At 44.6% G+C, this 15,999-nt stretch carries 16 protein-coding genes and 1 pseudogene; 6 read left to right on the forward strand and 11 right to left on the reverse strand.

Annotated features, from left to right (window positions below; all coding sequences use genetic code 11):
* Window positions 1-65 precede the first annotated feature (65 nt).
* A complete protein-coding gene (locus tag ACXAJH_RS04755) occupies window positions 66-860 on the reverse strand; it encodes an SDR family NAD(P)-dependent oxidoreductase (RefSeq protein ID WP_474968915.1) in 795 nt (264 codons plus the stop codon).
* Window positions 861-864: 4 nt separating this feature from the next.
* Window positions 865-1,830, reverse strand: coding sequence for an MBL fold metallo-hydrolase (locus ACXAJH_RS04760; RefSeq protein ID WP_474993213.1), 966 nt, complete (start codon window positions 1,828-1,830; stop codon window positions 865-867).
* Window positions 1,831-2,046: 216 nt separating this feature from the next.
* Between ACXAJH_RS04760 and ACXAJH_RS04765 the strand changes: the two genes are divergently transcribed.
* Complete coding sequence (locus ACXAJH_RS04765) at window positions 2,047-3,570, forward strand: AbgT family transporter (RefSeq protein ID WP_474992304.1); 1,524 nt, start codon at window positions 2,047-2,049, stop codon at window positions 3,568-3,570.
* Window positions 3,571-3,616: 46 nt separating this feature from the next.
* On the opposite strand, the gene ACXAJH_RS04770 is transcribed toward ACXAJH_RS04765, so the two are convergent.
* Complete coding sequence (locus tag ACXAJH_RS04770; RefSeq protein ID WP_474971277.1) at window positions 3,617-5,233, reverse strand: M20/M25/M40 family metallo-hydrolase; 1,617 nt, start codon at window positions 5,231-5,233, stop codon at window positions 3,617-3,619.
* 81 nt (window positions 5,234-5,314) lie between these two features.
* Between ACXAJH_RS04770 and ACXAJH_RS04775 the strand changes: the two genes are divergently transcribed.
* The 5 genes from ACXAJH_RS04775 (at window position 5,315) to ACXAJH_RS04795 (ending at window position 10,653) form a co-directional block, all read left to right on the forward strand.
* Window positions 5,315-6,064, forward strand: coding sequence for a glycerophosphodiester phosphodiesterase (locus ACXAJH_RS04775; RefSeq protein ID WP_474968919.1), 750 nt, complete (start codon window positions 5,315-5,317; stop codon window positions 6,062-6,064).
* Window positions 6,064-7,233: a glycosyltransferase family 2 protein gene (locus ACXAJH_RS04780; protein ID WP_474993215.1), complete on the forward strand. Its 1,170-nt coding sequence runs from the start codon at window positions 6,064-6,066 to the stop codon at window positions 7,231-7,233. Before ACXAJH_RS04775 ends, ACXAJH_RS04780 begins: the two co-directional genes overlap by 1 nt.
* Complete coding sequence (namA, locus tag ACXAJH_RS04785) at window positions 7,230-8,246, forward strand: NADPH dehydrogenase NamA (protein WP_474993216.1); 1,017 nt, start codon at window positions 7,230-7,232, stop codon at window positions 8,244-8,246. The genes ACXAJH_RS04780 and namA overlap by 4 nt, the downstream gene beginning before the upstream one ends.
* A gap of 106 nt (window positions 8,247-8,352) precedes the next feature.
* Window positions 8,353-9,279: a ribonuclease Z gene (rnz, locus tag ACXAJH_RS04790; RefSeq protein ID WP_474971274.1), complete on the forward strand. Its 927-nt coding sequence runs from the start codon at window positions 8,353-8,355 to the stop codon at window positions 9,277-9,279.
* Between the two features lie 12 nt (window positions 9,280-9,291).
* The gene (locus ACXAJH_RS04795; RefSeq protein WP_474993217.1) at window positions 9,292-10,653 is read left to right on the forward strand and encodes an aldehyde dehydrogenase; all 1,362 of its coding nucleotides are present in this window, start codon (window positions 9,292-9,294) and stop codon (window positions 10,651-10,653) included.
* Window positions 10,654-10,866: 213 nt separating this feature from the next.
* Here the strand turns inward: ACXAJH_RS04795 and ACXAJH_RS04800 are convergent, their stop codons facing one another.
* The 8 genes and pseudogenes from ACXAJH_RS04800 to ACXAJH_RS04835 all read right to left on the reverse strand — a co-directional run.
* On the reverse strand, window positions 10,867-11,988 hold the full coding sequence (locus ACXAJH_RS04800; RefSeq protein ID WP_474993219.1) for a DUF2812 domain-containing protein: 1,122 nt from the start codon (window positions 11,986-11,988) through the stop codon (window positions 10,867-10,869).
* Window positions 11,985-12,308: a PadR family transcriptional regulator gene (locus ACXAJH_RS04805; RefSeq protein ID WP_474993221.1), complete on the reverse strand. Its 324-nt coding sequence runs from the start codon at window positions 12,306-12,308 to the stop codon at window positions 11,985-11,987. Before ACXAJH_RS04805 ends, ACXAJH_RS04800 begins: the two co-directional genes overlap by 4 nt.
* A 659-nt stretch (window positions 12,309-12,967) precedes the next feature.
* Window positions 12,968-13,144 (reverse strand): hypothetical protein, encoded by a 177-nt coding sequence (locus tag ACXAJH_RS04810; protein ID WP_474971271.1) that lies wholly within the window; start codon window positions 13,142-13,144, stop codon window positions 12,968-12,970.
* Between the two features lie 180 nt (window positions 13,145-13,324).
* Window positions 13,325-13,597 carry a hypothetical protein gene (locus ACXAJH_RS04815; protein WP_474968012.1) on the reverse strand — a complete coding sequence of 91 codons (273 nt, stop codon included), beginning with the start codon at window positions 13,595-13,597 and terminating at the stop codon, window positions 13,325-13,327.
* A 207-nt stretch (window positions 13,598-13,804) separates the two neighbouring features.
* A complete protein-coding gene (locus ACXAJH_RS04820) occupies window positions 13,805-14,410 on the reverse strand; it encodes a DUF6518 family protein (RefSeq protein ID WP_474993222.1) in 606 nt (201 codons plus the stop codon).
* Window positions 14,411-14,626: 216 nt separating this feature from the next.
* Window positions 14,627-14,812 (reverse strand): DUF6366 family protein, encoded by a 186-nt coding sequence (locus ACXAJH_RS04825; protein ID WP_474984652.1) that lies wholly within the window; start codon window positions 14,810-14,812, stop codon window positions 14,627-14,629.
* Between the two features lie 165 nt (window positions 14,813-14,977).
* A complete protein-coding gene (locus ACXAJH_RS04830; RefSeq protein WP_474993223.1) occupies window positions 14,978-15,469 on the reverse strand; it encodes a hypothetical protein in 492 nt (163 codons plus the stop codon).
* A 308-nt stretch (window positions 15,470-15,777) separates the two neighbouring features.
* Window positions 15,778-15,987 (reverse strand): annotated as a pseudogene (locus tag ACXAJH_RS04835) (IS1595 family transposase); the annotation flags it as partial.
* Window positions 15,988-15,999 lie beyond the last annotated feature (12 nt).

Consider the following 15,999-nt stretch of genomic DNA (forward strand, 5'->3'; position numbering starts at 1 on the left):
TTCCTGTAATCCTGTCTTGAAATATAAAAAAACCCCCGGCCAGCAGGCCCGGAGGTTGGATATCCTTATTTTTTCTTAAACTGTTTATGCATGATTTTTTCGACCGCTGAGGGAGCTACCGCGTATACTTTACTTCCTGAATTCATCCAGGAAGGCAGGTTGATCTCCCGCTGTTTCGTGAATAAGCGGCTGATGACGACTCTTGCCACCTTATTCGGATCCAGCATCATCTTATCCACGGCTTTTTCATAATTCCCACTCGGGTCCGCCTGCTTAAAAAAGTTTGTCCGGACAGGACCGAGGTTGACGCTCGTTACATGAAGGCCGAGCGGCTCTACTTCCATCCTTAATGCGTTGGTAAACCCAAGCACGGCATGTTTCGTAGCGGCGTAAACAGCGGATTTCGGCGTCGCCATCTTCCCAGCCTGGGAGGCGATATTCACAATATGCCCTTCCCCGTTCTGAAGCAGGTGGGGCAGCAGTTGATGAGTTGCGCGGAACAATGACGTCACATTGACTGACACCATCCGGTCAATATCCTGCCAGTTTGAATCGGCTACATAATCGAACACCGCCACCCCTGCATTGTTAATCAATGCATCGACAGACCCCTGTTCATAGCAGATTTTGTCAATGGTGTCTTTCCATTCTGCATCATTGGACAGATCGGCTTTATACCACGGACAGGATGTGCCGAAAGTGCTTTCGATGGTTTCACTCATCAGTTCCAGTTTATCCTCTGACCTGGCCGTCAAAATCGGAACAGCACCTTCTGATGCTGCATGGATGGCAAGAAACTGTCCGATTCCGCTGGAGGCCCCGGTAATCAGGATCTTTTTTCCCTTTAAACGTTCATTCATATGATCACCCGTTCATTTCGTAAAATTTCTCCCCTTCTATGATAGAGGTTTTCAGCCGATTTATCGACTCCAAATAATCCAGCTGTCCTACGGTCTCCGACATCGTCAGCCCAAGCTGGGATTCTACATGCTTGGGAAACAGACGCTCACATACGTCATAGGCACGCTGCGGTCCGTCCTTAAACATGCGGAAAACTTTTTCCGCCCGCTGCTCCTGCTTTGTCAGACGGGTTTGTATAAGAGCATTCACATCACCGAACACCTTCCCATGGCCCGGATAAACCGTGTTCATGTTCAAAGGAAGCAGTTTCTTCATGGAAGCCCGGTACTGAAGAAGAGGCTTCGGCCGTCCTTCTCCCGGACTGTAGGCAGGCTCCAGTAAAGGGTTGGAGGAAATATGGGCAAGAAGATGATCTCCCCCGATCAAGGCACCGTCGTCTTCCCGGAAAAAGGACAGGTGGTTCTGTGCATGCCCAGGGGTTTCAAGCACCTCCCATTCGTCATGGCCGGGGAGAATACAGCCTTCTTCCAGGAGGTGCGTCATTTTCCCTTCTGCCGTCCATTTCAGCGGTTTTTTCAGCCCTTTCAATAGAGAATCAAAGCGCTCCGGGACACCCGATTCCTTATACATCCACTTAAAAAATGATTCGTACCGTTCAAAGAAGCTGTCATCCCTCTCCAGCCACGGCTTCAATTTAGGATGACCTGCGATCGTCTGGACACGTGAAAAACGATCCACCCAACCCATATGGTCCGGATGATGATGAGTAAGGATCACCTGCTCAATATCCTCAGGCCTGTACCCTGTCATTTTCAACTGATCGACAAGCGCGTTCCAAGCATCTTCTGTACGGACACCGGCATCCACAAGGGTAAGGCGGTCCCCTTTCAACAGGTACGTATGGACATCTCCCACCGCATAGGGCGTAGGCATTGTGATTTGAGTAATTGTATCTTTCAATGTTTTCATACCCTTCCTCCAAACTGAATGAACATTCATTTCTTATATTGTACCATGTTTCTTTTCGGATTTCCCGCATACGGATGTTTAAATATCCTATAATTCGTAATACTCTTTCTAGTAGCACTTTTTCAAACACCCTTCAAAAAAGTCTTACAATTCTTTATACTTTAACGCGTCTATGTAAAAGAAAGAACTTTTTGAAAAGCTGTAAGGAGGAGAATCATGGAAAAACAGGAGAAAAAAGGGCTGACAATGCGCCTGCTTGACGGCGTGGAACGTATCGGGAACAAACTTCCCCACCCTGTTACATTGTTTGCTGTTTTTGCACTGCTGGTCATCATTGCTTCATGGATTGCTTCCACAGCAGGTGTTGAAGTGGAAGATCCCGCTTCAGGTGAAACCCTGCAGGTGGTGAATCTGCTTTCCAGTGAAGGTATTAAATATATGTTTGAAAGTATGGTTGAAAACTTTGTAGGATTCGCACCACTTGGAACCGTGTTGGTCACGATGCTGGGTATCGGGATTGCTGAGAGATCCGGATTGATCAGTGCGATGCTCCGGGGTCTCGTTACTTCCGTGCCACGCTCATTAATGACTGCTTCCCTCGTTTTCGGAGGAATTATGTCCAGTATGGCCGCAGACGCCGGGTATGTCGTCTTGACGCCCCTCGGTGCCGTACTGTTTGCCGGCCTCGGCCGACATCCGCTTGCTGGACTTGCAGCTGCTTTTGCCGGTGTATCCGCCGGATTCAGTGCCAACCTGCTGCTGACCGCTCTGGATCCACTGCTTGGTGATTTAACGATCCAGGCAGCTGCTACCATCGATCCGGAGTATGCGGATACGATTTTGTATACGATGAACTATTACTTCATGATTGCCTCTGTGTTTGTATTAACGATTGTCGGTACCATTGTGACAGATAAAATCGTTGAGCCGCGTCTTGGCACCTATAAGGGCGGCGTGAAGGAAGAAGTCAACTACTTAACAGCCATTGAGAAAAAAGGAATGACAGGTGCACTGATCGGTTTCATCGTGACCATCGCTCTCATGGCTCTGCTTGTTGTACCGGAGTGGGGACCGCTGCGTGATCCGGATGATTTTCTTGCGTCTCCATTTTTCCACAGTCTCGTTCCTGTTATATTGATTCTGTTCTTTGTCCCAGGATTTATTTATGGAAAAGTGACGAAGGAAATTAAAAACGATAAGGATGTCGCCGGGCAGATGTCCGATACGATGGCTTCCATGGGCATGTACATCGTCCTTGCCTTTACGGCAGGACAGTTCGTTGCCTACTTCAACCATACCAACCTTGGTAAAGTGATTGCCGTCAGTGGCGCGGAATTCCTCGATAACCTTGGCTTTACAGGCATCGGCCTGATCATCGCCTTCATTTTTGTGGCCGGATTCATCAACTTATTTATCGGAAGCTCTTCCGCTAAATGGGCCATTATGGCGCCGGTCTTCGTGCCACTTATGATGCAGCTCGGATATTCACCGGAATTGACAACCCTTGCCTACCGGATTGCCGATTCTACGACCAACGTCATCTCACCGTTGATGCCGTACTTTGCGATTGTGATTGCTTTTGCACAAAAATATGATAAAAAAGTGGGCATTGGTACACTGATTTCCGCTATGCTCCCTTATTCCATTGCCTTCTTCATCATCTGGATGATTATGCTCCTCATCTGGATGATGACAGGTCTTCCCATCGGCCCTGGTGCCGGATTTGAATACAATGGATAATCAAAAAGCCTGGAATGATTTTCATTCCAGGCTTTTCTTATGTGCTTCACGCTTTAAATAGTTCGTGAATCGTTTCGGTTACGATTTTTGGAAGCTTTTCAAAACTGTAGGTCAACTCAAGCCGCTCCGTCCACTGGTGAGGATCCCTACCCAGAGGGCCTACGTTAATAATCGGCATTGTGATCGATTCCATGTCTTCCGCCGGCCATTCAAACCCATTTCCGTGAATCGGCATCTGTTTCGTCAAATCCGTCAGGGACGAGCGGGCGGACGTCGGGCCGATGAAGCTCAAATCTGACAACCCTGTAAAGTACTCCACTACTTCAAGTTCTTCTCCATAATGTGTACGGGCATAATCCATAGCTGTCTGCGCTCCATGCTGGATCATTGGATCGTGGTGCGAGGAAACCGCCGGGTAAAACGGTGGACTGTAAAAAAGAACAATCATCGGACTGATATCCTTACACAGGGAAGCGAGACTCTGCACGAGAGTCGTTGAGAAATCACGATCTCCCTGATCACGCAGTTTCACAAGCCGGTTCTGCCGACGTTCCACTTCCATCTCCCCATACCTTTCGACCGCTTCTTTGTAAAGCTGGTCATACGTAAGGATCGTGATATCCGGATGAAAGGCTGACGTCTGGGTGCCTTCTAAATAATACGATGCCTGATGATGATAATGGTTGATGATCTTGGCTTTTGCACGTTGGGCGGCCAGCAGCAGCTTCTCATTCAATTCCTTGATCGTCTGCTTCATATACAGGACGTTGTACATGGCCACAGCTGCCTGCGGGGTCTGTACGGAATATTCAAATTTCAAGTCCCGCTGCATCAAACTGATCGGCGGCGGTGTCCGCTCCTCCCCGACCTTTTCGATAAAGGCTTCATTCAGCTCCATTTCCTGAGCCAGATAGCTGACCATTAAATTGGCATTCAGACCGCCGAAGGGCTCTCCTGCATGGGTTTCCTTCCCGTAACACAGGAAACCGGGCAGCGCTTTCCCTATGGAACCGGTATATAAATAGTAGGCCGGATCACCCGGATACTTACTGAACATCGGCTCACCGTTCAAAGCGGTCTTATACACGAGATTTTCTTGTTCTTTGATTTCCCTCAAGGCCGGAAGTGCTGCCAGCATCCCCTCAGAGTTCACTTCCTCATCAGGAACCGCAATGAGCAGTAGATTTCCTTCAAATTCACCATTCATCGCCTTTTCCAAAAGAGACAAATGAACAGTTAGACCAGCTTTCATATCCATCGTCCCCCGCCCGAAGAGCCAGTTTCCGGATTCCAAGTCCTTCAACGCTTCTTTTGGCAGGTCGCTGCTGTTTTTATGTAGTTCCTGCGTTAACTCCCGTGGATAGAACGCCAGATTCTGATACGATCCGTAATCTTCGACACCAACGACATCCACATGGGCAAGCAGGACGATGGTTTCCTCCGCTTCTCCATTTTTCACAAGCGCAGTGAGAAGCTGTCGTCCATCATCAAGAGGATGCCGCTTAAGATGATCGGGATGCTTTTTATAATAATCCCTGTCCTCCAAAATATAATATAAGTATTCAATGATGGCGATCTCTTCATCGCTGTTCGTAATACTCGGATACTCCACCAGCGAGCAGAGCAGATCCGTCAATTGTTCTTTCGTCTGCCATACCTTCATCACTCCACACTCCTTGTTGACTTTTCACAGAATATCAAACACAATCAGACTCATAGAGCCCACTTGGAAGAGGTGACCCCCTTGGTAAAAACACTCGTTTATGCCCACAGAGGAGCAAGTAAACTGGCTCCGGAAAACACCATGCCCGCTTTTGAGCTGGCTCGTCAGGCTGGCGCAGAGGGAATTGAAACCGACGTCCAGCTGACGAAAGACCAGGTTCCCGTGCTCATTCATGATGAAAACCTGAGACGTACGACGAACGGAACCGGGTTCGTACAAGATTATACATATGCGGAACTCCGGCTTCTTGATGCTGGAAGCTGGTTTTCGCCGGAATTTTCTGATACATCCATTGTATCACTAGACGAGTTCCTTCGCTGGTTTCGTGACCAGCCGATGTTCCTGAATGTGGAATTAAAAACGAATGTCATTGAATACAAGAATATTGAACGCATCGTCTACGATTCCTTAAAGCGGTATCACGTCCTGGAACGGACCGTCATATCAAGCTTCAATTCGGATTCTATCGAACGGATGAAAGAAATCAATCCTTCCGTGGAGACAGCCTTTCTCACCTCTACAAAAATGAGGCGGCTTCCTCACTATGCGAAATCCCTGCAGGCTGACGCCCTTCATGTGAAACACCGACTGTTGGACAAACGACTCGTTAAACAGGCGGCGAAGGAAAAACTGGCCCTGCGGATCTATACCGTCAATCGACCGGCCATGATGAAAAAATGCTACAAGCTTGGAGTCAACGGCATTTTCACCGATGTGCCCCACCTTGCTCTTGAATACAGGGAGCTGCACCATAAACGGAGTGGCCGATAATGCTGTTCTGGATCTACGTGCTGGCAGCAGTTGTATGGGTCGTTCTACTTGTTGATTTTACGACAGGGATACGGAACATCCCCTCCCTGTCTTCAGCCGGCCTTTCACATTCAGATCCGGTCGCGGACATTTCCATTATCATCGCTGCTAAAGACGAGGAAAAAGCAATCATCCAAACATTGGACTCCCTTGTTCAACAAACCCTCCCTCCTGATGAAATCATCGTTGTCAATGACCGTTCTACCGACAAGACGGGCACATGGATTGATGAGGCAGCTGCCCGTCACCCGCAAATTATCCCTGTCCACGTGACGGATCTCCCGGAAGGCTGGCTCGGTAAAAATCACGCCCTTCACCTGGGAGCCTCCAAGGCCGGAGGAGACTATCTATTATTTACAGATGCGGATATCCATTTTCACGAGGATACCCTCCGATATGCCGTGAAGCTGATGGAAAGACACCAGCTCGACTATGTAACAGCCGCTCCTGATCTCAAGGCCGGTTCGTTCCTTTTAAAAGGTTTAATCTCTTTTTTCTTATTCGGGTTCAGTTACTTGAAACGGCCGTGGACCGCAAATGATCCGGGGTCAACTAAAGGGATGGGTATTGGTGCCTTCCAGTTCATGAAAGCTGAGGCGTATGAACATATCGGCGGTCATGAAAAAATGAAAATGCGGGCGGACGATGATCTGGCTCTTGGTCAGCGGATGAAAGCCGCACGCTGCTCTCAAATGTTCGTTTCCGCTACCCAGCACCTCTCTGTTGAATGGTATCCAGATCTCCCTTCCGCCCTGAGAGGGTTTGAGAAAAACGCCTTTGCCGGACTGAACTACTCATTTCTGCTTTCCATTTCTGCTTTATTTGGTGTCTTTCTATCCCAGGTCCTTCCTTTTTTCCTTTTGTTTCATCCCGATTCCTCCGTGCAGATGATTAGCTTCATCAATGTCCTTTTGTTATTTTATTTATATATCTTATCGACCCGGGCGTTTACAACGTATCCACTGTGGCTTGCTTCTGTCCTTCCGCTGTCCGCTGTTCTGTTTCTCTACATGCTGGCACGGGCCCTCATCCTGACATGGTTCAGAGGCGGCATTGAGTGGCGGGGAAGCCGGTATTCGCTGCGTGAACTGAAACAGAATTTCCGGGACACCAAGGAGGAGTCTGAATGAAACATCAATTATTCCAACCCTGCACGATAAAAAACGTCACGTTAAAAAACCGGATCGTTATGTCTCCCATGTGTATGTATTCCTCACACGAACAGGACGGAAGAGTCCAGCCCTTCCACCTCGCCCACTACGAAAGCCGCGCTGCCGGTCAGGCGGGTCTTGTGATGATTGAAGCCACCTCCGTTCTACCGGAAGGAAGGATTTCCCACGAGGACCTCGGCATCTGGGAGGATGACCAAATCGAAGGATTGAAGAAAATCAATGATGGCATTCACCGTCATGGAGCTGCCTCCGCCATACAGCTTGCGCATGCCGGACGTAAAGCGAATCTCAAGGGAGAGATTTTCGCTCCCAGCGCAAAAGCATTCAACTCTTCGATGAAAGAACCTGTGGAAATGTCCAAGGAAAAAATTGAATCAGCCATCGAAGCTTTCCGCAAAAGTGCCGGACGTGCAGAAAAAGCCGGATTCGATATCATCGAACTCCACGCCGCCCATGGCTACTTGATCAACCAGTTTTTGTCCCCGCTCACCAACTTCCGGACGGACCAATACGGAGGCAGCCGCGAGAGCCGGTACCTCTTTCTTCGTAAAGTCATTGAAGCCGTCAAAGAAGTGTGGTCCGGTCCATTGTTTGTACGGATATCCGGTGAAGAATATCATGAGGATGGGAATACCATGGATGACTTTCTTTATTTCTCCTCCGAGATGAAGACGCAGGGAGTGGATCTCATCGATGTCAGCTCCGGGGGCGTCGTCCCTGCATCCATCGAGCCTTACCCCGGTTATCAGGTGCCATTTGCTGAACAGATCAAGCACGGGGCGGATATCGCGGCAGGAGCCGTCGGTTTAATTACCAGCGGGATACAGGCAGAGGAAATTCTGCAGAACGAACGGGCCGACTTGATCTTCATCGCCCGCGCCTTTTTAAGGAACCCTTACTGGCCGAAACAGGCTGCTGATGATCTTGGTTATTCATTAGAAGGACCAAGGCCGTATACAAGAGCCTGGTAAAGGATGCACCTCAACTGCCGGATCCAAGTCCGGCAGTTTTTTGTACCATATGAAGTGAGTTCTCCTTCCGCGGATGGTATCATGGAGAAAGTAGGAGTGTGTTGCTATGGAACTATTTTTTCTAGGGACAGGATCCGGAGTCCCATCAAAAGAGCGGAATGTTTCTTCGCTCGTTTTACGAATGCTCGAAGAACGGGGAACGACATGGGTCTTTGACTGCGGGGAAGGCACCCAGCAGCAGATCCTGAATACAACGATAAGGCCCCGCAGAATCGAAGCTATTTTCATTACCCACCTGCACGGCGACCATATATACGGGCTGCCCGGTTTATTAAGCAGCCGGTCCTTCCAGGGCGGCGAGAGTCCTGTAACCGTTTACGGTCCCCGCGGATTAAAAGAATACATTGATATCAGCTTGAGATTAAGCGGAACACACCTGCGCTACCCTCTGTATGTCGAAGAGGTTGAAGAGGGGCTGTTGTTTGAGGATAAACAGTTTATTGTTGAAGCTGTCCGTCTGGAGCATGGGCTTGAGAGCTTTGGGTATCTCCTAAAGGAAAAGGACCAGCTCGGTGAACTCCTCCCATCAAAGCTGCAGGAGCTTGGTATCCAGCCAGGCCCCATTTATCAGCAGATTAAAAGCCGGCCGGAAACAGAGCTGGAAGATGGACGAATCATTCGACGGAACGATGTCACCGGTCCCCCTAAAAAAGGAAGGAAAGTGGCCATTCTTGGTGATACCCGCTGTCTCCCGGAGCTTGCCGGCCCCTTGAAAGGCTTTGATGTCCTCGTTCATGAAGCAACGTTTGCCGGTGATCAGGAGGAAATGGCCTTTAATTATTTCCACTCCACCGTGAAACAGGCCGCCTCCCTCGCTAAAGAAGCCGGTGTGCGTGAGCTGATTCTCAACCACATCTCATCCAGGTACCAGGGGACAGCCGTCCAGCAGCTGCTGGATGAAGCCAGGGAAATTTTCCCGAATACGACCATTTCCAAAGATTTTTACCAGCATTATATTTCCAGAAATCATTGAGGAGGCCCCAGGATGCATACCCTTGTACAAGCACAAAAATCATGGTTCCAGGAAGGTCACACGAGAAGCTACACCTTTCGCAGGGAGCAGCTGCAGAAGATGAAACAGATGCTCAATACCTTTGAAAAACCGATTTTGAATGCATTAAAATTTGATTTGAACAAATCCGAATATGAAGCCTATGCCTCAGAGATTGCTTTTCTGAAGAGTGAAATCGACCATCATCTTAAACAGTTGAAAAACTGGATGCAGCCGACAAAGGTTAAAGCGCCTCTCACACATACCGGTTCAAAAAACTACATCAAAAAAGAGCCATTCGGAACCGTCCTTGTCATTGCCCCGTGGAATTATCCGATTCAGCTGGCCCTCGCCCCGGTGATCGGAGCCGTTGCGGCCGGAAATACGGTCATCCTTAAACCCTCCGAACTGACACCGACCGTTTCCTGGGTATTGAAAAAGATGGTGGAGCAGTACTTCCCTTCCTCCTATATCGCTGTTGTGGAAGGGGATAAGGACGTGACGCAGGAGCTGCTCGACCAGCCTCTGGACTACATCTTCTTCACAGGCAGTGTTCCGGTTGGGAAAATCATCATGGAAAAAGCGAGCCAACGGTTGATTCCAGTCACCCTCGAACTTGGCGGGAAGAGTCCAACCATCGTCCATAAAGATGCGTCTGTAGACCTTGCTGCCAAACGGATTGTCTGGGGGAAATTCACCAATGCCGGGCAGACCTGCATTGCTCCAGACTATTTGTACGTCCATCATGAAGTGAAAGCTGACCTGATCCGATCGATGAAGAAGTACATCCAGGAGTTCTACGGAGAACATCCTCTCAAAAACCCGGACTATACGAAAATCGTGAATGCCTCCCACTTTGAGAGACTTTCCAATTATCTAACGTCCGGTACGACTGTTGTCGGAGGGGCTGTCGATGAACGCCAGGAGAAAATCGCTCCCACCATCCTCGATCAGGTGACTTGGGCTGATCCTGTGATGCAGGATGAGATTTTCGGACCGATTCTGCCGGTCCTCACCTATGATGAACTGGATGAGGTGGTTGAACAGATCAACGAACGTCCAAAACCACTGGCCCTTTATTACTTCGGAGAAAATGAAATCGAACAGCAGCAGGTGCTCAACCGCATTTCATTCGGTGGAGGCTGTATCAATGACACCCTTTACCATATTATCAACCCTCACCTCCCCTTCGGGGGCGTTGGTGAAAGCGGCATGGGTCATTACCACGGCCAGGCCAGCTTTGACACGTTCACCCATCAGAAGAGCATTACAAAACAAACCACTAAATTCGATCAAAGCTTCCGTTATCCCGGTTCATCCCTTGGACTGGCTATCATGAAGCGGATCTTCGGTTAATTAAAAGGCTCTGTTAAAGTTTAGAGTTGATATTCCTAGAAAAAAGGAACTTCCAATCTTGTGGAAGTTCCTTTTTTACAATTGGCTTATTGAACTAAAGCACCCAATAATTTAAAAATTGATTTCAAGATAAATGAAGGTTGAATAAAACCTAACCATTCAATATTCAAGTCTCACGAGCCTTATTAAGGAAGTGTGTAAGCATTCTTTCCATCACTGTATCGTCTTCCTAACTCGGCTATAATACAATAATGAACGAACAAAAAAATAACCGAATTCGATAACGATGATGGTTTGCACAACTACCACCCAAAAGGTCGAATCAAGAATTTCCCCCTGAAAAATCCCATTGATATTCATTGTGATTAACCATATATAGAGAATCACCAAAGGTAAAAATATTCCCCCCTGCCACAGAGTAACACGCTTGGCATGCTTTAACTTGTGATGGGGGTCAGTGTACAGTTGGGGTCTTTCCTCATCATGAGTGTACATTTTCGCCCATAATGTCCAAGACATAAACAGAGAAGAAGAATGAAACAATTGACTCCACCCTTGATCGCTATGCATATAAAAATAGTCCGATTCAATCGTTTTTTGAAAATCAGCCGCATAGCTTACCATTCTCGGTTCTCCTTCACTGAAGGAAAACCTAAGCCCCCATCTGCTGACTTTTTCTAACTGATATCCTTTTTGTTCCATACACTCCAGCCATTTTTCTAAACGGTCAGGAGCAAACACCCAGGCTAAACGCCATTTCGTAAACTTGATAAGGCTTGAGTTCCGTTCTGTAGAAGATGATGGATCTACTTTCAGTTTTTTCAACCCTTTATGTAACGTGAGTGTTGAATAAGGAATTACAGTCCAAAGCGTCAGTCCTACAGTAATAGTTATTGCCCAATAAGGACTGGGAACGAACGTCGCTGATCCACCACCTAAAAGTACTGTGAGAGTCAGCATTCCAGCCATTCCGGCTGCGATAAGCATATAAATGAAAACCGCCATGAAAGTATAGTAATGAACTTTGTTCCTTGAGGCCATGTTATCCCTTATAGGCTCCTTGTTTGCAGCACCCTCATGGCAGATCATTCTCCAACGACCTTCTTTCGCAACCGATTTCCAGCCTGCCTCAACTAAAGCCTGTGGGAAGTGGTCAACCTTCTCATATTGAAGTCTATAGGTATAGGTTTTAGGGTCCTCTTTTTTAAAATAGAACTTTCTTGTCCACCGATTGAGTCCAGTCAAAAAAAGCCCTTCGCTTGCTTTCTTTTCCAGCCATTGTTCCGTTTTAATCGGATCGTAACTCCAAAAGGGTCGAAAAATCGATGTGGTCATAAAAACTCCCCCTTATATCTGACTGCATTATTGTAGAGTTCATTAAGTCTTTCTATCTCCATTCTCATGATCTTTTTACCGTCTTCTGTAACTTCATATACTTTTTTCTGCTCACCATCTGCATACTTGACGATCAAACCATCGCGTTGCATCTTCGTCAATGTTCCATACACAGTCCCCGAACCTAAACTTATTCTCCCTTGTGTCAGATTTTCAACGTGTTTAATAATGCCATAGCCATGGCGGGGTTCAGTTAATGCAAGCAAAATGTAGAAAGCCGTTTCAGTCATAGGTATGTAAGTTTTTTCTGGCTTTTTCATTAATTAATCCCCTTTTTCCATTTTTAAGTATGTCACACTACGACTATATCACACTGTGACATAAAATGCTGAAATTTTTGGACATAAACTTAAGAGATATCTAACCATCTAAATTTCATAATTTTTCCACCCTATAGGAAATCCTCCTTTTTAAAAGGCTTATTAAAAATGACTTTGTTAAAGTTTAGTGTAATATTACTAGAAAAAAAGAACTCCCAAATTTGTGGAAGTTCCTTTTTTTACAATTGGCTTAATGAACTAAATCTCTCGTTAGTTAAAGACTCAATTTCAAGAGGACCTTACATTTTTTCTTTTGAAAACGGAGGATGTTTGGTAAAAACAAATAAAATGAATAATCCTATAGTAGAAAAAAATATGAGGTAATAACACCAAATCCACTCATAGTAAAGGTTTTTAAAATAGACCAAGCTGTAGCTATACTTACAATAAAGGCAGGTATATAATAGTTGATATTTTTATCGTTCTTAACTTTTACCGATAAGTATAAGACTTGTAAAAGCAGAAAAGTTAAGAGTATCACCTTAATGATAATTGTCTGAAAATTAAAGGAGGGCAATCATTTGTTTCAGAATTGCCCCCATTAGCGAAAGAGTTGGTTTCAAGATATCTTTTAGTAAGCATTTAACTTACTCACCGTTTTACTTTTCAGATAAAAAATACCTTGCATTCACAAAAAATATAGTTCCAAGAAGAAATAACATAGTTATGAACCAACTTGCAATAGCTGAAAAATCACCTTTGAAAATATATTCACTTGTTAAAGTAACAAATACCATCGTTGCCATAACAGCATACAAACCTATTAAATGCTTCATTAGTTTCATCTCTCCTTTATGACGTACTTATACATAACTCTCGTCATTTCGATTGGCTGGTCTTGAAATAGGACCTGTTTTCATTATGTAACAAGGGGGCACGCTATTAAGCAAACGCCCCCCGTTTCATGAAGACTTAATTTCGAGATAATTCGCCATTATCTATAAAACTGCTTTTATTTACGTTATCAAAAAAATAATCGAAGTAATCAGAAATGGTGAACCGAATATGCCAATTTTCATTCCTAACCTTCTTTCTTCTCTATCTCCTTTATCTGTTGAAGCCACATTTAATTCAGACCTTCTAATAAACGTTTTCATAAGGAAAGCAGAAATTAAAGCTGACCCAAAACCGATAATATTAACTAAACTAATGAACATTTTCAGGCTAAAGAATATTGTAATTGACAATATAATTAATAATAAGAAACCATACCCTAAAGCGTTTCTCATTGTCACACCTCTTTCTTTATTTTCATCGGGGTTATGCCAAAACAAGTGAACAAGAAATATTAACTTATAATATTCCCTAATAAAGTAAAGCCCCCCGTTTATGTAAGACTCAGATTCGAGATATTTCTTACTGTTTTTTTACTTTAGCACCCTATACATGAAGACTCGAGTTCAAGGCATGTTGGAGAAGATATAGATTTCGCCCGTTTAGCTTTGCATGTATAAGCTATGTCTCTTCCCTTGAATTATTAAATATATAATTGTACTTACAAGCATTAGACAATATGTTGTATTTTGAGCAATCCCAACCATGTTGTTCCAGTTACTTCCCCCATTTATGATTATCTGCACCATTAACCCTATAGTTAGAATTAAGATGGTATAATGGTTCTTTTTCAATAAAAATCCTGCAATTCCACCTAACAATCCCCCAACAGCAGAAACTATGTACCACACCAAATACATGAGTGCTCTTTCTTCAAGTGAACTAGTTACGGTGTTGCTTCCATAGAACTTACTAATTACAAAGTAAAACGTTATAGCCGCTAGCATATAGATTACTCCTACAATTACTGATCCTTTCAATTCCCTTGCAAATAAAAACCCAGCCACCATCGCTAGTAAAAACCACACTGGCAAAGAGTTGATCATGACCGCTAAATAGGATACGACAAATTCAATCATCGTTATCTTTTCACCAAAGTATGGTAAATTATCTGATATAACTGAAAATATACCAACGAGCAATCCTATAGTACACGAAAAAATGGTAAAGCTTCTCCACCGAATCATGTGCTTTTTGTTCTCTTTCAATAAAACCATCCTCCCCCAGTTACTAAAAAAAGCCTTGTTCTCATCAAGACGCATTTAAGATGGTATTAGTTTCTTAATATTGATAAAATATGTATTAGAGGCTGACACAAATTAAGAATATCCTTCAATAAAAGGTGTACCATTAGGTTCAGGATTTGCCCCCGTTTACGTAAGACTTGAATTAGAGATATACCTTATTGTTTTACAATATGTCTCTTATCGAAAAAACAAGGAATAAATTATAAACCCAGCTATTATTAGGAGAATAAATATACCAGTTCCCTTCCAGCCTAAGCCACCAACTAAATCTGCAAGATTGCTTCCGTGTCCACTACTTGAAGGATTGCTTAACTCTTTTTGTCTTAGTTTTTCTCTTCTTTTTTCAGGAGTTTCATTTCCCATCTAATTCCTCCAAAATCATTTCTCTTAATAAACATACGATACTAATCCAGTTTAGTTTCAAAACTGGCTATTATCTAGAACCCAAGTCTTCACCTAACCTGCCCAAAACATTAAGAAGAGGGCAATTCTTTTGTTGTAGAATTGCCCCCTTATCTTTAATAAGGGTCATTGAGTATTTCCAACGAATTTTTCAGTCCCATCTCTATTTACAGTTTTCACTTTAATGTCTCTAACTTCCTGATATGTAGGAATAACATGATACCAATACCTTCTGCCATCATCTACTTCAATAAAGTTTGCTTGGTCTCCATTTACAATAACTTTTGAAATACTGCTATCACAGACTAACCCAGATACGATTCGTCCTTGATTCACTGTCCAATTAACAGGAGTACTGCAGTTTAAACTATGTCCTGACCTACGTATTAATTTTCTGTCTATCTTTTCAAAGTAAGAGGTCCAGACCTTTCCTTCTCCCTTAAAGAAGGCAAAAGCATCACCTTCTTCAAGAACATTCAATCCGTGGTGAAACAGGTTGTAAGTGTTATTTTTATCATTCATTATCTCTTTGAATTGCTCTTCAAAAGGCCTTTCCTCCGTACATCCTATTAAAAATATGCTAACCATAATAACCAAATAAACTTTTACTTTTCTCATTTACATCCCCTGTTCTTTAAATCCCCAACTAGCACCAATTATTTCAAAAAATCCCCATAAGCTCAACTTTACTTTTGCCATCAAATCACTCTAATATCTCGAAACTGAGTCTTCCACTAACCTGCCCTTTAGCAAAAGACTCAGTTTCGAGATATATATGCAACTAGATTCAATGGTTACAACAGTAATGTAGATAATCTAAGGGTTTCCTGGATTTCAACGATTAGAAATAAATTCCTTTTAACCACATTCCTCGTCACTTCATTCCGCTGATATTGGATACTCTCTAACACCTGAAACAAGGTAAGGTACAGGAAATAGGTGTCGTCCATTTCAACGATACCCTGGAATGTTGAACTTTCCATCTGTTTTAATGCCGAAAGAAGCTTGTGCCTCCAATAGAACAAGGTTACGTGGGTAACGTCTCCCATCAACTTGGCTGCTTTACGGAGCGAATAACCCTCTATCATACATTCGATAAACTTCATCCAGCGATGAAGATGGCGCGTGCGGTATACAATATCAACATT

The sequence above is a fragment of the Halobacillus sp. ABD4_316 genome (assembly GCF_056161385.1).

Bases quoted from the DNA above. Each gene is read 5' to 3' on its own strand.
- namA (WP_474993216.1), top strand. From the start codon at position 7,230: ATGAAACATCAATTATTCCAACCCTGCACGATAAAAAACGTCACGTTA.
- ACXAJH_RS04770 (WP_474971277.1), bottom strand. From the start codon at position 5,233: ATGAAGGTATGGCAGACGAAAGAACAATTGACGGATCTGCTCTGCTCG.
- ACXAJH_RS04755 (WP_474968915.1), bottom strand. From the start codon at position 860: ATGAATGAACGTTTAAAGGGAAAAAAGATCCTGATTACCGGGGCCTCC.
- ACXAJH_RS04830 (WP_474993223.1), bottom strand. From the start codon at position 15,469: ATGAGAAAAGTAAAAGTTTATTTGGTTATTATGGTTAGCATATTTTTA.
- ACXAJH_RS04765 (WP_474992304.1), top strand. From the start codon at position 2,047: ATGGAAAAACAGGAGAAAAAAGGGCTGACAATGCGCCTGCTTGACGGC.
- ACXAJH_RS04760 (WP_474993213.1), bottom strand. From the start codon at position 1,830: ATGAAAACATTGAAAGATACAATTACTCAAATCACAATGCCTACGCCC.
- ACXAJH_RS04805 (WP_474993221.1), bottom strand. From the start codon at position 12,308: ATGAAAAAGCCAGAAAAAACTTACATACCTATGACTGAAACGGCTTTC.
- ACXAJH_RS04800 (WP_474993219.1), bottom strand. From the start codon at position 11,988: ATGACCACATCGATTTTTCGACCCTTTTGGAGTTACGATCCGATTAAA.
- rnz (WP_474971274.1), top strand. From the start codon at position 8,353: ATGGAACTATTTTTTCTAGGGACAGGATCCGGAGTCCCATCAAAAGAG.
- ACXAJH_RS04825 (WP_474984652.1), bottom strand. From the start codon at position 14,812: ATGGGAAATGAAACTCCTGAAAAAAGAAGAGAAAAACTAAGACAAAAA.
- ACXAJH_RS04815 (WP_474968012.1), bottom strand. From the start codon at position 13,597: ATGAGAAACGCTTTAGGGTATGGTTTCTTATTATTAATTATATTGTCA.
- ACXAJH_RS04810 (WP_474971271.1), bottom strand. From the start codon at position 13,144: ATGAAGCATTTAATAGGTTTGTATGCTGTTATGGCAACGATGGTATTT.
- ACXAJH_RS04795 (WP_474993217.1), top strand. From the start codon at position 9,292: ATGCATACCCTTGTACAAGCACAAAAATCATGGTTCCAGGAAGGTCAC.
- ACXAJH_RS04780 (WP_474993215.1), top strand. From the start codon at position 6,064: ATGCTGTTCTGGATCTACGTGCTGGCAGCAGTTGTATGGGTCGTTCTA.